Genomic DNA, 16,267 nt, shown 5'->3' with positions numbered 1-16,267 from the left:
AGTAAGTGGAGTGGTTTGGTGCTCAGTCAGCTTTTTTCCGGCTGGTGAACAGGCTGGCAATAATCGAGCTGCCTAGCAGGAGACCTATAACAATCAGTGAGACGCTGGTTGGTACGTGCATCCACTTCACTATCAGCATCTTGATACCGACAAACATCAGCACAAAAGCCAGGCCGAATTTCAGCAAATGGAAGCGGTCTGCCATATCTGCCAGCAAGAAATACAGTGCACGCAAGCCCATGATGGCAAAGATATTTGATGTGAACACGATGAACGGGTCAGTCGTCACAGCAAAGATCGCAGGTATGGAATCCACTGCAAAAATCACGTCAGATATTTCTATCAGGATCAACACCAGGAACAAGGGCGTGAAAAAGCGCTTGCCGTTTTCCTTGATGCTGAATTTTTCTTCATGAAACTCTTTGGTGAAAGGCAGCAGTTTTTTCGCCAGGCGCAAGATCGGGTTAGCTTCAAGGTCAGGTTCCTGTTCAGCTGCTACCAGCATGCGCATGCCTGTGACCAGCAAGAAAATACCAAACAGATACAGCACCCATGAGAATTGCGCGACCACCCAGCTACCGGCCAATATCATGATAATGCGCATGATGATGGCACCCAGCACGCCGTACAGCAAAACCTTGCGCTGGTATTGGGGTGGCACCGCAAAGTGACCAAAGATCAGCAAGAAGACAAATACATTGTCGACCGACAGGGATTTTTCTATGACATAACCAGTCAAGAATTCCATGGCCTTGGCCGTAGCCACTTCGCGGCCAACCGTGTCTGATAAATATATCCACAGGCCAAAATCGAATAGCAAGGCCAGACTGACCCAGACGATAGACCATGCCGCCGCTTCCCTGACGCTGACTTTATGGGCGCGCGAACCACCAAGGGCCAGCACGTCGATTGCCAACATGAGTAAAACAAAAGCGATAAATACTGCCCACATCCAGGGCTGAGCGACGGAATGGATCATTTCTTATTCTTTCTCAATAAAGCCTAGCAAGTGCAAGAGGCTGGTGAACAGGTTAAAGATGGTGACGTACAGGCTGACAGTCGCCATGATGTAATTGGTTTCACCACCGTGAATGATGTTGCTGGTCTCGAACAGGATCATGCCCGACATCAACAAGACCATGACGGCAGAAATCGTCAGGGACAGTGCAGGGATCTGGAAGAAAATCGCGCCCAGGCTGGCAACAAAAGCTACCAGCATACCCACCATCAAAAAGCCCGCCATGAAACTGAAATCACGTTTGCTGACCAGTACATAAGCAGACAAGCCCATGAAAATCAAACCGGTCATGGCCATGGCTGTCATCACGATGCCGGTGCCGCCTGGCATACCCAGATAACGTGTCAGCATTGGGCCCAGGGTGTAACCCATGAAACCGGTCAGGGCAAATACGGAGGCAATACCCCAGCCGCTGTTTTGCAATTTAGTGGTCGCAAATAGCAGGCCAAAATAACCAACCAGCGTCAGCAAGAAGCCCGGACCTGGAATATTGAAGGCAATGGTTGCTGCCGCAGTCATTGCTGAAAACAGCAGTGTCATGGACAACAACAGATAAGTATTGCGCAAGACTTTATGGCCGGCACTGACATTGCTGTCTCTATAGGCGACGGTTTGTGCATCACTGGCAGAACGACTCAAGATTTTCATGCTTTTCTCCTGAAATGTTGAAGCCACGCATCTATGCAAAATGGCTTCACCTTCGCAACAGAAGGTAGAGCTAGTGTAGGTCCTGAAGATAAACAAGAAAAGTCGAATATAATTGAGAAAAAGATCGAAAAAGACGATGTATTATCAAATTGGCTAGAATCGAATAGACCAGAACCGAATAGACCACAATCAAATCAACCAAAATCATATGCCCAGCCTTAACTACAAGCATTTGCATTATTTCTGGATGGTGGCCAAGGCTGGCAGTATTGCCCGTGCCAGCGAGCAGTTACACCTGACACCGCAAACCATTAGTGGGCAGTTGAGCCTGTTTGAAGAAATCCAGGGCGAGGCTTTGTTCCGCAAAACCGGGCGTAATCTGGAATTGACCGAGGCAGGACATCTGGTGTTAAGTTATGCCGATGATATTTTTGCCCTTGGACAAGAGCTGGAAGAGGTCTTGCACCATAGACCTACGGCACGCACTGTGCAGTTAAGAGTGGGTGTATCTGATGCCTTGCCCAAGACCCTGGCTTACCGCTTGCTGGAACCAGCCCTGAAGTTGCCGCAAACCTTGCGCATTAATTGCCGCGAAGGCAAGCTGGAAGTCTTGCTGGCTGACCTGGCGACCCATAAGCTCGATGTTGTCATGTCAGATAGCCCCATGCCTGCCAGTGCCAACGTGCGCGGTTATAGCCACCAGCTTGGTGAATGCGGTATCAGTTTTTTTGCCACCAAGGCCTTGCTGGAGCAATATCCACAAACATTCCCCCAGAACCTGGAAGCGGCACCGTTTTTGTTACCGGGGGAAGACGCGGCCCTGCGCGCTCGTTTATTGCAATGGTTTGATCATCAGGGTTTGCATCCGCGTATTGCCGGTGAGTTTGATGACAGTGCACTCATGAGCGCTTTTGGTCAGGCAGGAGCCGGGTTTTTTGCAGCACCAACGGTCGTTGCTGATTTGGTCATGCGCCAGTATGACGTGCAGTTGCTGGGGCAGACTGATGAAATCAGGGAGCAGTTTTATGCCATCTCAGTACAGCGTAAATTGACTCATCCGGCGGTGCTTGCTATCAGCCGGGCTGCCCGTGGTGATTTGTTTGCGATGGGCGATGAATGACACAGTCTTAAAGACAAGTATAAAAAAGCGACAGCATGCGCTGTCGCTTTTTAGCCTTTATGCAGAAACCGGAACCCGGTCTGCAAGTCTGGATTATCGACGACCCAACAGAGTCTTGATATTTTTATCCATAGGGATAGCATAATCAACAGAGCTGATCACGGTATTGTCGCTAGGTCTGACCAGTTTCAAATTCACAAAGACCAGTTTGTCACTTTCGGCATAAGTACCGACGATGACCGCCTGGGCGCTATGATTCTGGGCCACGTCCTTGATTTCACGTGTCAGCAGCAATTCGCCAACATTTTGCTTCATGAAAACTTTGTCGCGGAATTTCATTTCCACCATTTTGTAGTCACGATGGGTGAACTGACCCGAAATATGTTCAGCAACGATGCGGCCAAATGTAGAAGACTCTTCGAGGAAGTTGATATTGGCAAGAGTAGCAATAATCAATGGACGCGACTGATCAAGTTTCAAACCAGCATTATTGATCAGTGTATTTGCTGCACGCTGATTAGCCGGGATGAATTCATTGGCCTCAGCATCTTTCCAGGTTGGAACCGGAGATGCGGCCGCTGGTGGCGGGGTATTACCCAGACCCAGATTGGCACAAGCACTGAGTGCAATAGCGGAAGCGATGACGAGAGCTGCACTTTTCATCATTATTGACCCCCAACGACACGGAAGTTGAAATCAGTGTCTTTATTGTAAAGTGTCCAATCCCAGTCTGCGACATAGTAAGCATCAGTACGACGGGCGATATATTGTGAATTTTTAACCAAAGAAGTGGTCACTATCAGCTCATGCATAGGCGTACGGCCTTTTGCATATTCCTGATTAACCCAGTTGGTCCAGTCATACGCACCCGCCAGAGCCAGGCCACCCAGAACTGCATCAGTCCTGACAGGTATACCCAGACCATGTACGGCAGCAATGCCAACACCAATCGCAGTTACGCTGGTAAAGCGTTTGTTTTGATGACGATCAGGCGAGAAACGCACCAGTTGGGTTTCAATGTTGACAACCTGGGTTGTACTGTCATTGATTTTTCTGACAACTACGCCCTGATTGACCAGGGAAGTAATGATCTGATTGTAGAAAGCCTGAGTGAACTGGCTATCTTTTTCTGGCGGCATGATGTAAACCGGTGCGCCTATCTTGTCAGTTCCGAGTTTGATTTGCTCTGCTACATCTTTCGCGATGACGAGCCAGTGCGACGCCGCTTGCAATTTGTTTTGCGTCGTCGTCGGGAAATTGCCTGCTAAGGGCGTTTCACTGTATGGAGTTGCACAACCTGCCAACAGCGCGGCTGCCAGGGCAATGGGAAGAAATTTCTTCATGAGCTCACCTTTTTTTAGGTCTTAGTCAGAGTTTTTGTTATCGAAAACGAAAATGGCAATAATTCAGTGTAAGAGAATACAACAAGTAGCGGCAGGCAACAAAGATTTTGCTTGCAGCAAGGCATTAATTGAACTATTCCCGCAGATATCATGTACAGACCACTGTTTATTAAGGAAAGTTGTAGCTTTTTTGCTTCATTTTTTTCAGCTAGCTAAAAAAATGTCCCTCTTTTAAAGCGAAACCTTGTAGGAAATCTGTTGCCAAAAGTCGTTTTCCACCGGGTTTTTGCAATTCGATCAAGCTGAGCGAGCCTTGACCACAGGCAACGATAACACCTTGCTCTGCATTCGCCGATAGTATTTGCCCGGGTTTATGGTTACTAGTTGTTTCAAGCAGCTTCGCGCCCCAGATTTTAATGGTGGTTTCTGCATGTTGAGCATGGGTGCCAGGGAAGGGATTGAAGGCGAGTATTTTTCTTGCCAGTACCTCTGCAGGCAAGTTGAAGTCCAGGCCGGCTTCTTCTTTACTGATCTTGGAGGCGTAATTGACACCAGTCTCGGGCTGGATGGTCGCCGTGAGGGCGCCATTTTCCAATTGTTGCAAAATAGCAACAATCATTTCGCCACCCATAGCCGCAAGTTTGTCATGCAGTATGCCCGTCGTATCTGCATCGGTGATGGCTATACTTTGCTTTAGCAACATGGGGCCGGTATCCAGGCCTTCTTCCATTTGCATGATGGTGATGCCAGTCTCGGTGTCGCCTGCTTCTATCGCTCTATGGATAGGGGCAGCACCACGCCAGCGCGGCAACAGCGAGCCATGTATATTCAGGCAACCAAGGCGCGGTATATCTAATACTGAGGTTGGCAAAATCAGGCCATACGCAGCAACCACCATGACATCATGCGGCGTGCTGTTGAGTAAATCATGCGCTTCTCTGGCAATGTCAGGATACTTGCCATCCAGGCGCAGCGATTGCGGCTGTGCTACCGGTATTCCGTGTTGCAAGGCAAATTGTTTAACGGCAGATGCATGCAATTGCATGCCGCGGCCTGCCGGGCGGTCAGGCTGTGTCAGTACCAGAGGTACTTCAAATCCTGCCGCATGGATGGCTTGCAGTGCGGTAGCGGCAAATTCCGGGGTGCCGGCAAAGATGACGCGCATTAGCGTTCAGCCCGCTTGCGCTGTTCTTCGCGTTCTTCTTTCAGCATCTTGGTCTTGATGCGGTTGCGCTTCATGGGCGACAGGTATTCAACAAATACCTTGCCTTTTAGATGATCCATTTCATGTTGGATGCATACTGCCAGCAAGTCAGTTGCATGCAACTCGAAAGGCTTGCCATCAGCATCGAGGGCACGCACTTTGACTTCGGCAGGGCGTTCCACACCGTCATAAATGCCGGGTACAGACAGACAGCCTTCGTCATAAACCTTGCGTTCTTCACTGGCCCAAAGTATTTCGGGGTTGATGAAAACTTGCAACTGGTCATTGGTTTCTGACACATCAATGACCACTAGTTGCTCGTGCACATCGACCTGGGAAGCGGCCAGGCCGACACCGGGAGCGTCGTACATGGTTGCTGCCATATCGGCCACCAGAGTTTTCAGGCGTTCATCAAATTGTGTTACCGGTTTTGCCACTTTATGGAGGCGCGCGTCGGGGTAGCGCAGTATATTTAGTATCGTCATAAGACTTTTCACAACAAGCTTTGATGCTTATTGCGCAGTTTTTCTTGCTAGTTCAAGGATTTATGGGCAGAATTTGATTCAATTTGGCAAGTTTTGCAAGATTGCGCCTGCCTGCGCGCCTTCACTTGCGGTATTGCAGTATTTTGCATCGGATATTATTCATGAAAAAGTTTAGCACAATCGCCTCTATCTTCGCTGTCAGTCTTCCTCTGATTTCTACTGGGGCGCTTGCGGCTGGTGGACAGGCAACCACGGCACAGGCGCAAGTTGTTGCCAGCAAAACCAAGTGCGAATTCTTGCCAGAAGCACCTGACAAGCATGTCGTCGTCAAGGGGGATACGCTTTGGGGCATAGCTAGCATGTTCCTGAAAAATCCCTGGTGCTGGCCGGTAGTCTGGGGCATGAACCAGGACGATATCAAGAACCCGCACTGGATTTATCCTGGTCAGATCGTTTATTTTGACCGCGTCAACGGTCGCTTGCGTCTTGGTAACCCAGGCGGTGTGCCGACAGTCAAGTGGAATCCAAAATCACGCGTCCAGGGTTTGGGCGAGAATGCCATTCCTGCCATTCCGGCATCCGTGATAGAACCTTTCCTGTCCCAGCCTTTGATCCTGGAAGACGATGATCTGGCTGTCGCACCACGCATTATTGCTACCAAGGAAGGTCGCGTCAATCTGGGCTTGAATGAACAGGCTTATGTCCGGGGCGAACTCGACGGTGGTACTTCCTTCCAGGTTTTCCGTCCTGGTACACCTTTGCTTGATCCCGTCACAAAGACTGTTATCGCTTATGAGGCCGTGTATCTCGGTACCGTTAAGCTGGAACGTGAGGGGAATGACGAGAGCGATGTACATACTTTCTCTGTTGTCAGATCCAAGCAGGAAATGGCGGTAGGTGACCGTCTGATGCCTATTCCTCCTTCTCCAATTTTGAGCTATGTACCGCATCCACCTAAAGAAGACGTTGATGCACGCATTGTGTCTGTCTATGGCGGTGTAGGGTCTGCAGGCCAGAACCAGATCGTTTCTATCAATCGTGGCAAGAACGATGGTTTGAATATTGGTACCGTATTGACTTTGTATAACTATGGCAGAGTGATACAGGATAAGACTGATGCTAATAAATCAATTAAATTGCCTGATGAACCTATTGGCGATTTGTTTATTTTCCGCGTATTCAATAATGTGTCCTACGGCCTTATCATGCAGGTAAAAGATATAGTCAAAGTCGGTGACGCAGCCAAATCGCCAAGATAGTTCTGCTCGGTAATGGAGCCGGGTTTGGATGTGCACCAGGATTTGATGGCCTGGTTGAGACTGGAGCAAACGCCAGGTGTGGGCAATGAGTCTGCAAGGCGTTTGCTTGCCGTATTCGGCCTGCCTGAACAGATTTTTGCGGCCACTCATGCTGCCCTCAGTGAAGTAGTCACGGCAAGACTGGCCAAGGCCTTGCTGACTATTCCCCCCGACTTCCAGCAGCAACTGGACAAGACCCTGGCCTGGCAAGAACAGCCAGATAATCTGGTCCTGACACTAGCGGATGCAGACTATCCACGTTCTCTGCTGGAAATCCCCGATCCACCATTGATGTTGTATATCAAAGGCCGTGCGGAATTGCTGGATGCAGCCACGGTTGCCGTAGTTGGCAGCCGCAATGCCACCGTGCAAGGCATACGTAATGCCGAACAATTTTCCGAATCCTTAAGTAATGCCGGGCTATGTATCAGCTCAGGTCTGGCCGCTGGCATCGATGCCGCCGCCCATCAGGGGGCATTGCGTGGCCCAGGTTCCACCATTGCGGTCATAGGCACAGGTGCCGATATTGTCTACCCTGCACGTAACCGGAATCTGGCACATCTGATTGCGGATGGCGGTTGCATTGTCAGTGAATACTCACTTGGTACGCCGGCACTGGCACCAAATTTCCCCCGTCGCAACCGCATTATCTCGGGCCTGGCGAAGGGAGTATTGGTGGTTGAGGCTGCAGCGCAATCTGGTTCCCTGATCACCGCCCGCATGGCGGCGGAACAGGGGCGGGAAGTATTTGCCATCCCGGGTTCTATTCATTCGCCTTTGTCCAAAGGTTGCCATCAGTTAATCCGCCAAGGTGCGAAGCTGGTGGAATCTGCGCAGGATATATTGGAAGAATTGCAATTGCAGTCGATAACTTTATCCGCACAGAAAAATTCCCGCGGAGTCAATATGGAAACTTCTGACCTTGGCCTCTTAAAAGAAATCAGCTTTGATCCGGTACATATGGATATGCTGGCAGGCCGCACTGGCATAGACATCGCCAGCCTGACAACAGAGTTATTAACGCTGGAATTAAGCGGACAACTGGAAGCTTTGCCGGGTGGTTATTACCGTCGGCTTGCCTGATTGATATCTGTTAACAAATTTGCAGGGGCTTGTTTGAAATCGCTGCAAAGGCTACAGTAGCAGCATGTTTGATATTCTTGTTTACCTCTACGAAACCTATTACCGTCCGGATGCCTGTCCTGACACGGCGGCGTTGACTAAAAAATTGTCGGCAGTTGGTTTCCCTGAGGATGAAATTTCCGAAGCGCTGGACTGGCTGACGGGGCTGGCTGTGAATACAGCTGAACCAGCTACGGCAGCACCGGTTTCCAAGGGTTTCAGGATTTATGCTGAACAGGAAATTGTTGCTTTGGGCACGCCAGCCCTGGGTTTTATACAATTTCTTGAATCTGCCGGATTACTTAATGCCAATCAACGCGAAATCGTGATTGAGAGGGCATTAGTTGTCAATGAATCACCTCTGCCGTTGGACAAACTGCGCATTATTGTTTTAATGATGCTGTGGAGCCAGGGCGCCGAGCCTGACATGCTGATGTTCGATGAATTATTGTTGTCAGATGACGACAACACGGGCAGGCTTTTGCATTAATCATTTCCTAAATGGAATTTTTATGACAAAAATCGCGCTTAGATTGCGGTTTTTCGTCTATCACGTTTATCATTCCCCGCAAATTTAGGTTAGTCTTACGCTTATTTTGCGAAATGTTGCCTATTAGACATTGGCAACCACGCTTTACACTATTCGAGAATCCCGAAATGACAAAAACGCTCATCATTGCCGAAAAACCCTCAGTCGCTAATGACATAGCGAAAGCGCTGGGTGGCTTCACCAAGCATGATGATTATTTTGAATCAGATAATTATGTGCTGTCTTCCGCAGTAGGCCATTTGCTGGAAATCACAGTTCCTGAAGAATACGATGTCAAACGCGGCAAATGGAGTTTCACTCATTTGCCGATGATACCGCCGCATTTTGCCCTGAACCCTATCGCCAAGACTGAATCGCGTTTGAAGGTGTTGAACAAGCTGATCAAGCGCAAGGATGTCACTGGCCTGATTAACGCATGTGACGCGGGCCGCGAAGGTGAGTTGATTTTCCGTCTGATTGCCCAGCATGCCAAAGCCAAGCAACCAGTAAGCCGCCTGTGGCTGCAGTCCATGACTACGGGGGCGATACGTGATGGCTTCCAGAAACTGCGTAGCGATACAGAAATGATGCCTTTGGCTGATGCAGCGCGCTGCCGTTCCGAGGCTGACTGGCTGATCGGTATCAATGGCACCCGCGCCATGACCGCCTTCAACTCCAAGGAAGGTGGTTTTTACCTGACCACGGTTGGGCGCGTTCAGACGCCAACCTTGTCCATCGTGGTTGAGCGCGAAGAAAAGATCAAAAAATTCGTTTCCCGCGACTATTGGGAAGTGAAGGCGGAGTTTGTTTGTGCCGCTGGTATTTATGAAGGCCGCTGGCAAGATCACCAGTTCAAGAAAGATGAACACGATCCTGAGAAAAGGGCTGAACGCCTGTGGAGCAAGGCTGCTGCAGAATCTGTCGTGGCCGCTTGCCGTACTCGCCAGGGCAGTGTTACCGAAGAATCCAAACCGGCCACACAAATCGCACCACCGCTGTTTGACTTGACCAGTTTGCAGCGTGAAGCGAATGCGCGCTTTGGCTTTTCTGCCAAAAATACCCTGGGCCTGGCGCAGGCTTTATATGAAAAACATAAAGTATTGACGTATCCGCGTACCGATTCCCGCCATTTGCCAGAAGATTATCTGCCAACGATAAAAGAAACTCTGAGCACGATAGCAGAAACCAATAATTACCATCAGTTTGCGTCGCAAATCCTGAAGAACAATTGGCTCAAGCCGAATAAGCGTATTTTCGACAATACCAAGATCAGTGATCACTTTGCGATCATCCCGACTGGTCTGGCACCTAAGAATTTGTCCGAGCCTGAACAAAAACTGTATGACCTGGTGACGCGCCGCTTCCTCGCTGTGTTTTTCCCGTCAGCAGAATTCCAGGTGACTACCCGCATTACTGAAGTATCCGGCCATCAGTTCAAGACTGAAGGCAAGGTCATGACCAGCGCTGGCTGGCTGGCAATTTATGGCAAGGATGCGCTGGAAGAAAAAGTAGATGGCGAAAGCAAAGGCACGCTGGTTGCCGTTGCCAAAGGCGAAAAAGTCCTGACTGACCAGATCACGGCGAATGCACTGGTCACCAAACCACCTGCCCGCTATAGCGAGGCAACGCTGTTGTCCGCCATGGAAGGTGCTGGCAAACTGGTCGATGATGGTGACCTGCGTGAAGCCATGGCAGGCAAGGGCCTGGGTACACCAGCCACCCGTGCCGCCATCATTGAGGGTTTGCTGAACGAGAAATACCTGTTGCGTGAAGGCCGCGAAATGATGCCTACCGCCAAAGCTTTCCAGTTGATGACCTTGCTGCGTGGTCTGGGGGTCGATGAATTGACTTCACCAGAACTGACCGGCGAATGGGAGTACAAACTCTCGCAAATGGAAAAAGGCAAGATCAGCCGTGAAGAATTCATGCGCGAAATTGCCCAGATGACCCAGATCATCGTCAAGCGCGCAAAAGAATACGACAACGACACCATCCCTGGCGACTATGCGACCTTGCATACGCCTTGCCCCAACTGTGGTGGTGTGGTCAAAGAAAATTATCGCCGTTTCGCCTGTACCAAGTGCGAATTCTCGATGAGCAAGACACCAGGTAGCCGTCAGTTTGAAGTGGCCGAAGTGGAAGAGTTGCTGACCAAGCGTGAAATTGGCCCGCTGCAAGGCTTCCGTTCCAAAATGGGACGTCCGTTTGCAGCGATCCTGAAGATCGTGGCAGATGCTGACCACAATAACCTTAAGCTGGAATTTGATTTTGGCCAGAGTCAGGATGAAGGTGAAGATGGCGAACCTGTCGATTTTTCTGAACAAACTTCACTAGGACCTTGTCCAAAGTGCGGCAACGGCGTGTATGAGATGGGTCTGGCCTATGTCTGCGAAAAGTCCATGGCCAAACCCAAGGCTTGTGATTTCCGTAGTGGCCGTATCATCCTGCAGCAAGAAATCCTGCCTGAACAGATGGGTAAATTGCTGAATGACGGCAAGACAGACTTGTTGCCTGGCTTTATCTCGCAACGTACCCGTCGCCCATTCAAGGCTTTCCTGGTGCGCGGCAAGGATGGCAAGGTCAGTTTTGAATTTGAAGAGCGCAAGGCCAAAGCCCCAGCGGCTGGCAAATCCAAAGCCAAAGCAGAGCCTGATGCAGAAGCCACGGTTGCAGTTGCCGCCACCAAAGTGACCAGGGCCAAGACAACAACTACAGCTAAAGCAGCGCCTGCCAAAAAAGCCGTAGTCAGGAAAAAGAAGGCGGCCTGATCATTTATCCTGCTGAATCAGGGTAAACTCCAGCCGGAAAGTGTCATATTTGGCACTTTCCTGGCAGAGTCAGTCATTTTCGCGTATTGTTAAAAGGTGATTTTTTAGATATAGGGTACACATGGTCGCAAACGAGTCTTTATCCAGTGCTCGCGCTGAATTTACTCATGCATTTAATCATGCAGTACCCGGCATTCTGCCCGAAGCTTTGGAAGCACTGCTGACCAAGGCTAATTACAACGGTACTTCCTCGGCTGATAAAAGTCGCATCGTCAATGCGCGCGCCATCCTGCCAGAAAAATGGGATGCCATTTCCCGTGCCATGCCTGTCCACCTGATGCAATTACTGGACCGTAGCATTACCACCGCCTACAGCACCTTCAGACCAGCCTCTGCTTTAGGCAAGGCAACTGAACTGGCCTTGCTGGATTCTTCGACCTTTGAGACGACGCTGCGTTTTAATGAGATGACGCAGAATTTCCGCGATAAAGCAGGGCAAGCCTTGCTGGATTTGAATATCCGTATCGCGATCTTGTTTGGGCAGGATGATATACGCGAAAGGGAAAATCCTTTCCGGCCTTATTTATTGGCGCGTTGCATTTTCCTTGCGGTTGAAGATCAAAGGCTGGTACCAGATACTGAAGCCATCCTGATCGAACAATTGGGCGAAACCATGGCTGGCACCATGGCGGGTATCTATGAGGCAGCCAATGGCGCACTGGAACGCCAGGGTATCAGCGCAAATCTGGCACTCAAGATCAGCAAGGCCCCTGAATCACAACAGACCCGCAATCCGGCCACTGGGCAGCAGGGTGGCTTCGGCGGATCTGGTGGGCCAGGTGGATCAGGAGGTTCCGGAGCAGCAGGTGGGCAAGGTGGCTATTCCACTATGCAGGCTGGTATTTTTCCGGGTGCACAAGGTGCGCAGGGGCAAGCTCAGGTACAAAACCAGGGCGCATTCCCGGCAGCGCAACAGACCACCATGGCCAGCCCCAGTGTGCGCCTCGAACAATTATTTCAGACTGTGCGTGGCAAGCCCTTGTCTCTGCCGGCGGCCACTCCCGTACTTGCACAAAGTGCAGCCAGCAGCATGCAGGCTGCAGCATCCAACCCCTATGCTGGAATGCCGTCCCCAGGTGCTTCACCTGCCAGCGCGGGGCCAGCCTGGTTGACTGGCAGCAGCGCATTGGGCGGTGTCCTGAGGCAGGCTTTTGGTGAGACTGCACCTGTCAGTCCGCACAGGGATAAACATACAGATGGCAGTATTCCATTCACCGTCAGGGATAACGCCCCGTCCAGCCCAGCTAATGCGGGCAATCAAGGCCGCGCCGGTCAATTCGCTCATTCTGGCTTGCCAGCTTCGGTAGGCGCAGGTAGCTCTGACCAGATACAAGTGCCAGCCGCCCTGGTCGCCTCGCATTTGCAGAATATTGAAGCTCAGCTCAAGCAAAGGGCAGACGCGCAATCGCTGCCGCCAGAAATGAGCATGGGTTTGTCCAAAGTCCTGGGACAAATGCACAAGGTCATGGTGCCGGACAGTGCATCCATGAAGGACGAGCAGGGTGAAATCCATAACCTGATACGCGAGCAAAAGGACGCCCTATATAGTCTGGCGAAAGACACTGAAGAGCAGATGTCCATCGATCTGGTTGCCATGCTGTTTGAAGTCATGCTGTGTGACGAGCTGGTACCATTTAATACTCGCATCAGCCTGGGGCGCCTGCAATTCCTGATACTGCAACTGGCGCTGAAAGAAAAAAACCTGCTGAGTGACAACAAACATCCGGCCCGCCTTTTGTTGAACCGGATTTGTTCCATTGCCTACAGCGCCCAGCAAATCGGTGATATTGATAACCATGTTACTGAAGAAATTGCCCGCATCATCAAGACACTCATGCGGCACGATAGCGAAGTACCAGAATTGTTTTCACGCATACAAAACAGGTTTGAAACCTTTATTTCCCGTGAATTACGTACCAATAATCAGCACATACACCGTACCGTAAAAGCCCTGGGTGAAGCAGAAATCCGCTTCATGCGTTTTGCCTGTATTGCGGTGGCGATCACTAAAGCCATGCCAAAAGTTAATGTGGAGATGTCTTTCCGCAGCTTCCTCAGGAAAGAATGGGTCAGGGCGATAGAGGTGGCGGAAAGAACCGATGCCTTGCTTGCCAGACGTTATCGCCTGCTGGTGCCTGACTTGCTATGGAGTGTCTTCCCCAAGCTGGATAATGACGACAGGAACTTGCTGTCATCCATGTTGCCAAACATGGTAGGAACCTTGCGGCATGGCATGGACTTGATGGAACTGGAAAAACCAAGACAGCAGAAGCTCTTGAACTGGCTGGCTGAAGCACATTCCAAAGCCTTGCGCCCGCCAGCCGACAGCAAAAAGCCGCAGGGCTTGAGTCTGCCTGCCATGCATGAGCGTTTTGAACAATTCACTAATCAGCCAGATACGATAGAGCATTCCGAAGTCCATCATTATGAATTTGCCAGGGAGTTGTATCAGCTAGGTGTGTTTGGTGAATTGGGTTTGCGGACCAGGATGCTGGATAAAGAAGTCCAGAAACAAGTCCCGCCTGCTGAAGGTGTGATTGCTGTTGATACCCCGGCTGAGCCTGAACTCAATCCGGCTTATCTTGAACGTATCGTCTGCGGTGCGCTGATTGATATAAAAACCGAAAAGCTGAATGCCAAGGCTTGTCTGCGTTGGGTAGACCCGAATTTGATTTATGTCGTGCTGAGCATGAAAGGGGATGATTTCCCTGCCGTACTCAGCATACGTGTGCTGTGTGAATTGCTGGAATCAGGCAAGCTGCGCTTTATTGAAGATGAACCCCTGTTTGAACGCGCCATCCACACCCTGCTCAAGTCCGCTGATGAAGTTGATAATGTGCGGGTTTAAAAAACCGCCCATACCAGATTCATCAACTGAGATTTTCTAGTCGTCAGTACTATCCAGGTCTGGCTCAAAAAAACACCACTTCGCTTGTGGCCAGTTGCTTTGTATGCCATCTTCCACTTCATTGATGGCAGCAATCAGCGCCTGATCCGAACCCTGTGGACGCATTTTTGCCTGTACCGCGATCATTAATTGATCACCCCATTGCAGGGTGATCAAATTGATGACGTGATCGACGTGTGGATGGTTCTCTATATGTGCACGTATCGCCTCATTCACTTCCGGTGCAGCAGACTCGCCGGTAATCATCGCCTTGACTTCCCTGATGACAAAAAATGCCACCGCCATCAAGAGTATGCCCACGACGATAGAGCCAATCGCATCCCAGATCGGGTTACCAGTCACCACCGACAACACCACTGCAACAAAAGCTACAGCCAGCCCAGCCAGGGCAGCGATATCTTCGCCCGCCACCACCATCAATTCAGACTGACGGGTTTCGCGGAACCAGTGGAAAAAATTCTTGCCGCCAGATATTTTGCGTATCTCCACCATCGCCCCATACAGTGAAAATGCTTCCAGGGCGACGGAGATGCCCAGTACCACCAGCGCCACCATCGGGTTCTTCAGCGGCTCAGGATGCTTCAGGCGCTCTACACCTTCCAGTACAGAAAACGCGCCACCCAAAAAGAACAACAGCAAGGCCACCATCATGGCCCAGAAATAAACCACCCGCCCATACCCCATAGGGTGAGAAGCATCTGGCGCGCGCTTCGCTTCTTTTATCCCTACCAGCAAAAAGATTTGATTAATACAATCCGCCGTGGAATGAATAGCCTCCGCCAGCATGGCCCCCGACGATGTAAAGATAGCCGCGCCAAATTTAGCCAGGGCAATACCACCATTGGCACCCAGCGCATAAAAAATCGCCTTGGTAGAACCTTCTGAATTCGCAGACATGAGAATAATTAAAAGTGAGAAAAACCTAACCATACTTGATTTCTCTGCAAATAATCAATCAGGCATTCTGAATGTTTGCCTTTGCAGAATTTGTTTTTGGTGGATACATATGTAGAGGGCTGTTTGTCCCGATAAATTCTTTCAGCCATGAGGTGATGCAGGCATGTCGCAAAGCCGTAAAACTCCTTCCCCTTCAAGGGGAAGGCAGGGATGGGGATGGGTTTCGGTCGATAGGCGAAATGAGCGCTATATAGATAGCCCCCGACCCGTCGCTCCTGCGCATGCAGGAGCCCAGCGCCGTACGTCAATGAACGGCGAAGCAGGCAACCAGGACAGACGCCAAATACCAGGGCTGTAGGGTGCGCCGTGCGCACCGTTCCCGCACCTTATATATACAGCGGATGTTTTGCACCTATAAGTAGTAAAGAAGCAGTACACGGCCCACCAAAGAGCGGTGCGCATGGCGCACCCTACAAAATTAACCGTCGTCGCCCCCAGATAAGCCTCCCCCAAGAATTCCCTAAATAATTTACGCCAGGGTCTTGCAAAGTAGGGAGATAGTTTGCTATAGTTCGCATCCCGCTGAAGAGCGGGGCGAAGAAAGTGAAGCAAAGCTGGAGATTGAGCGGAGAAGTAGAAGCTGCGGAAAGATCTGGTGCTGTGAATGCCGCGCAACAGTTTAAGTCGTTCGAAAGAGCGAAACAAAACGAAGTGAGTTGCAGGTGTTGACAGGGTAAGTAAAGTGCTTCATAATCTCGTTTCTCTGCTGCTGACGCACACAACGCTGCGACGCAAAGCTGGATCGGAAGACGGTCTGGCAGGGTAGAAAAGAATTTGGTTCTTTAACAATTAACAGTCAATAAATGT

At 50.4% G+C, this 16,267-nt stretch carries 13 protein-coding genes; 6 read left to right on the top strand and 7 right to left on the bottom strand.

The genetic code is table 11. The annotated features are described in order from the left end of the window. Positions 1–22: 22 nt before the first annotated feature. Together ACO0LD_RS12005 and ACO0LD_RS12000 are read right to left on the bottom strand one after the other, a co-directional pair. Positions 23–979: a TerC family protein gene (locus ACO0LD_RS12005; protein ID WP_423006995.1), complete on the bottom strand. Its 957-nt coding sequence runs from the start codon at positions 977–979 to the stop codon at positions 23–25. Between the two features lie 3 nt (positions 980–982). Beyond that, positions 983–1,666, bottom strand: a complete 684-nt coding sequence (locus tag ACO0LD_RS12000; protein ID WP_423006993.1) for a Bax inhibitor-1/YccA family protein — start codon at positions 1,664–1,666, stop codon at positions 983–985. A 208-nt stretch (positions 1,667–1,874) separates the two neighbouring features. Here ACO0LD_RS12000 and nhaR point away from each other — a divergent pair, with 208 nt between their 5' ends. Then, positions 1,875–2,786 (top strand): transcriptional activator NhaR, encoded by a 912-nt coding sequence (gene nhaR, locus ACO0LD_RS11995; protein WP_423006991.1) that lies wholly within the window; start codon positions 1,875–1,877, stop codon positions 2,784–2,786. Between the two features lie 93 nt (positions 2,787–2,879). Here nhaR and ACO0LD_RS11990 read toward each other — a convergent pair whose 3' ends face one another. From ACO0LD_RS11990 to def, 4 genes are all read right to left on the bottom strand, one after another. Further along, positions 2,880–3,452, bottom strand: a complete 573-nt coding sequence (locus tag ACO0LD_RS11990; RefSeq protein WP_423006989.1) for a FlgO family outer membrane protein — start codon at positions 3,450–3,452, stop codon at positions 2,880–2,882. Then, the gene (locus ACO0LD_RS11985; RefSeq protein ID WP_423006987.1) at positions 3,452–4,129 is read right to left on the bottom strand and encodes a hypothetical protein; all 678 of its coding nucleotides are present in this window, start codon (positions 4,127–4,129) and stop codon (positions 3,452–3,454) included. Before ACO0LD_RS11985 ends, ACO0LD_RS11990 begins: the two co-directional genes overlap by 1 nt. 208 nt (positions 4,130–4,337) lie before the next feature. Next, a complete protein-coding gene (gene fmt, locus ACO0LD_RS11980) occupies positions 4,338–5,294 on the bottom strand; it encodes a methionyl-tRNA formyltransferase (protein ID WP_423006985.1) in 957 nt (318 codons plus the stop codon). Next, a complete protein-coding gene (def, locus tag ACO0LD_RS11975; RefSeq protein WP_423006983.1) occupies positions 5,294–5,818 on the bottom strand; it encodes a peptide deformylase in 525 nt (174 codons plus the stop codon). The genes fmt and def overlap by 1 nt, the downstream gene beginning before the upstream one ends. 161 nt (positions 5,819–5,979) lie before the next feature. Here def and ACO0LD_RS11970 point away from each other — a divergent pair, with 161 nt between their 5' ends. The 5 genes from ACO0LD_RS11970 to ACO0LD_RS11950 all read left to right on the top strand — a co-directional run bounded on the left by ACO0LD_RS11970 (position 5,980) and on the right by ACO0LD_RS11950 (position 14,443). Beyond that, positions 5,980–7,077, top strand: a complete 1,098-nt coding sequence (locus ACO0LD_RS11970; RefSeq protein ID WP_423006981.1) for a LysM peptidoglycan-binding domain-containing protein — start codon at positions 5,980–5,982, stop codon at positions 7,075–7,077. A gap of 45 nt (positions 7,078–7,122) precedes the next feature. Then, complete coding sequence (dprA, locus tag ACO0LD_RS11965) at positions 7,123–8,199, top strand: DNA-processing protein DprA (protein WP_423007461.1); 1,077 nt, start codon at positions 7,123–7,125, stop codon at positions 8,197–8,199. Positions 8,200–8,263: 64 nt separating this feature from the next. Beyond that, positions 8,264–8,728, top strand: a complete 465-nt coding sequence (locus ACO0LD_RS11960; protein WP_423006979.1) for a DUF494 family protein — start codon at positions 8,264–8,266, stop codon at positions 8,726–8,728. A 167-nt stretch (positions 8,729–8,895) separates the two neighbouring features. Beyond that, complete coding sequence (locus ACO0LD_RS11955; RefSeq protein ID WP_423006977.1) at positions 8,896–11,535, top strand: DNA topoisomerase III; 2,640 nt, start codon at positions 8,896–8,898, stop codon at positions 11,533–11,535. 121 nt (positions 11,536–11,656) lie between these two features. Then, positions 11,657–14,443: a DUF1631 family protein gene (locus ACO0LD_RS11950; protein WP_423006975.1), complete on the top strand. Its 2,787-nt coding sequence runs from the start codon at positions 11,657–11,659 to the stop codon at positions 14,441–14,443. Positions 14,444–14,479: 36 nt separating this feature from the next. Here the strand turns inward: ACO0LD_RS11950 and ACO0LD_RS11945 are convergent, their stop codons facing one another. Further along, complete coding sequence (locus tag ACO0LD_RS11945; protein ID WP_423006973.1) at positions 14,480–15,400, bottom strand: cation diffusion facilitator family transporter; 921 nt, start codon at positions 15,398–15,400, stop codon at positions 14,480–14,482. Between the last annotated feature and the right edge of the window lie 867 nt (positions 15,401–16,267).

Source organism: Undibacterium sp. Ji83W (genome assembly GCF_049340385.1).
Taxonomy (GTDB): domain Bacteria; phylum Pseudomonadota; class Gammaproteobacteria; order Burkholderiales; family Burkholderiaceae_D; genus Undibacterium.
Note: the sequence above shows the minus strand (reverse complement) of the source record. Positions and strands in the feature narration are given on the sequence as shown.

Coding starts and splice junctions, on each gene's coding strand:
- ACO0LD_RS12005 (WP_423006995.1), bottom strand. CDS start 979: ATGATCCATTCCGTCGCTCAGCCCTGGATGTGGGCAGTATTTATCGCT.
- ACO0LD_RS12000 (WP_423006993.1), bottom strand. CDS start 1,666: ATGAAAATCTTGAGTCGTTCTGCCAGTGATGCACAAACCGTCGCCTAT.
- nhaR (WP_423006991.1), top strand. CDS start 1,875: ATGCCCAGCCTTAACTACAAGCATTTGCATTATTTCTGGATGGTGGCC.
- ACO0LD_RS11990 (WP_423006989.1), bottom strand. CDS start 3,452: ATGATGAAAAGTGCAGCTCTCGTCATCGCTTCCGCTATTGCACTCAGT.
- ACO0LD_RS11985 (WP_423006987.1), bottom strand. CDS start 4,129: ATGAAGAAATTTCTTCCCATTGCCCTGGCAGCCGCGCTGTTGGCAGGT.
- fmt (WP_423006985.1), bottom strand. CDS start 5,294: ATGCGCGTCATCTTTGCCGGCACCCCGGAATTTGCCGCTACCGCACTG.
- def (WP_423006983.1), bottom strand. CDS start 5,818: ATGACGATACTAAATATACTGCGCTACCCCGACGCGCGCCTCCATAAA.
- ACO0LD_RS11970 (WP_423006981.1), top strand. CDS start 5,980: ATGAAAAAGTTTAGCACAATCGCCTCTATCTTCGCTGTCAGTCTTCCT.
- dprA (WP_423007461.1), top strand. CDS start 7,123: ATGGCCTGGTTGAGACTGGAGCAAACGCCAGGTGTGGGCAATGAGTCT.
- ACO0LD_RS11960 (WP_423006979.1), top strand. CDS start 8,264: ATGTTTGATATTCTTGTTTACCTCTACGAAACCTATTACCGTCCGGAT.
- ACO0LD_RS11955 (WP_423006977.1), top strand. CDS start 8,896: ATGACAAAAACGCTCATCATTGCCGAAAAACCCTCAGTCGCTAATGAC.
- ACO0LD_RS11950 (WP_423006975.1), top strand. CDS start 11,657: ATGGTCGCAAACGAGTCTTTATCCAGTGCTCGCGCTGAATTTACTCAT.
- ACO0LD_RS11945 (WP_423006973.1), bottom strand. CDS start 15,400: ATGTCTGCGAATTCAGAAGGTTCTACCAAGGCGATTTTTTATGCGCTG.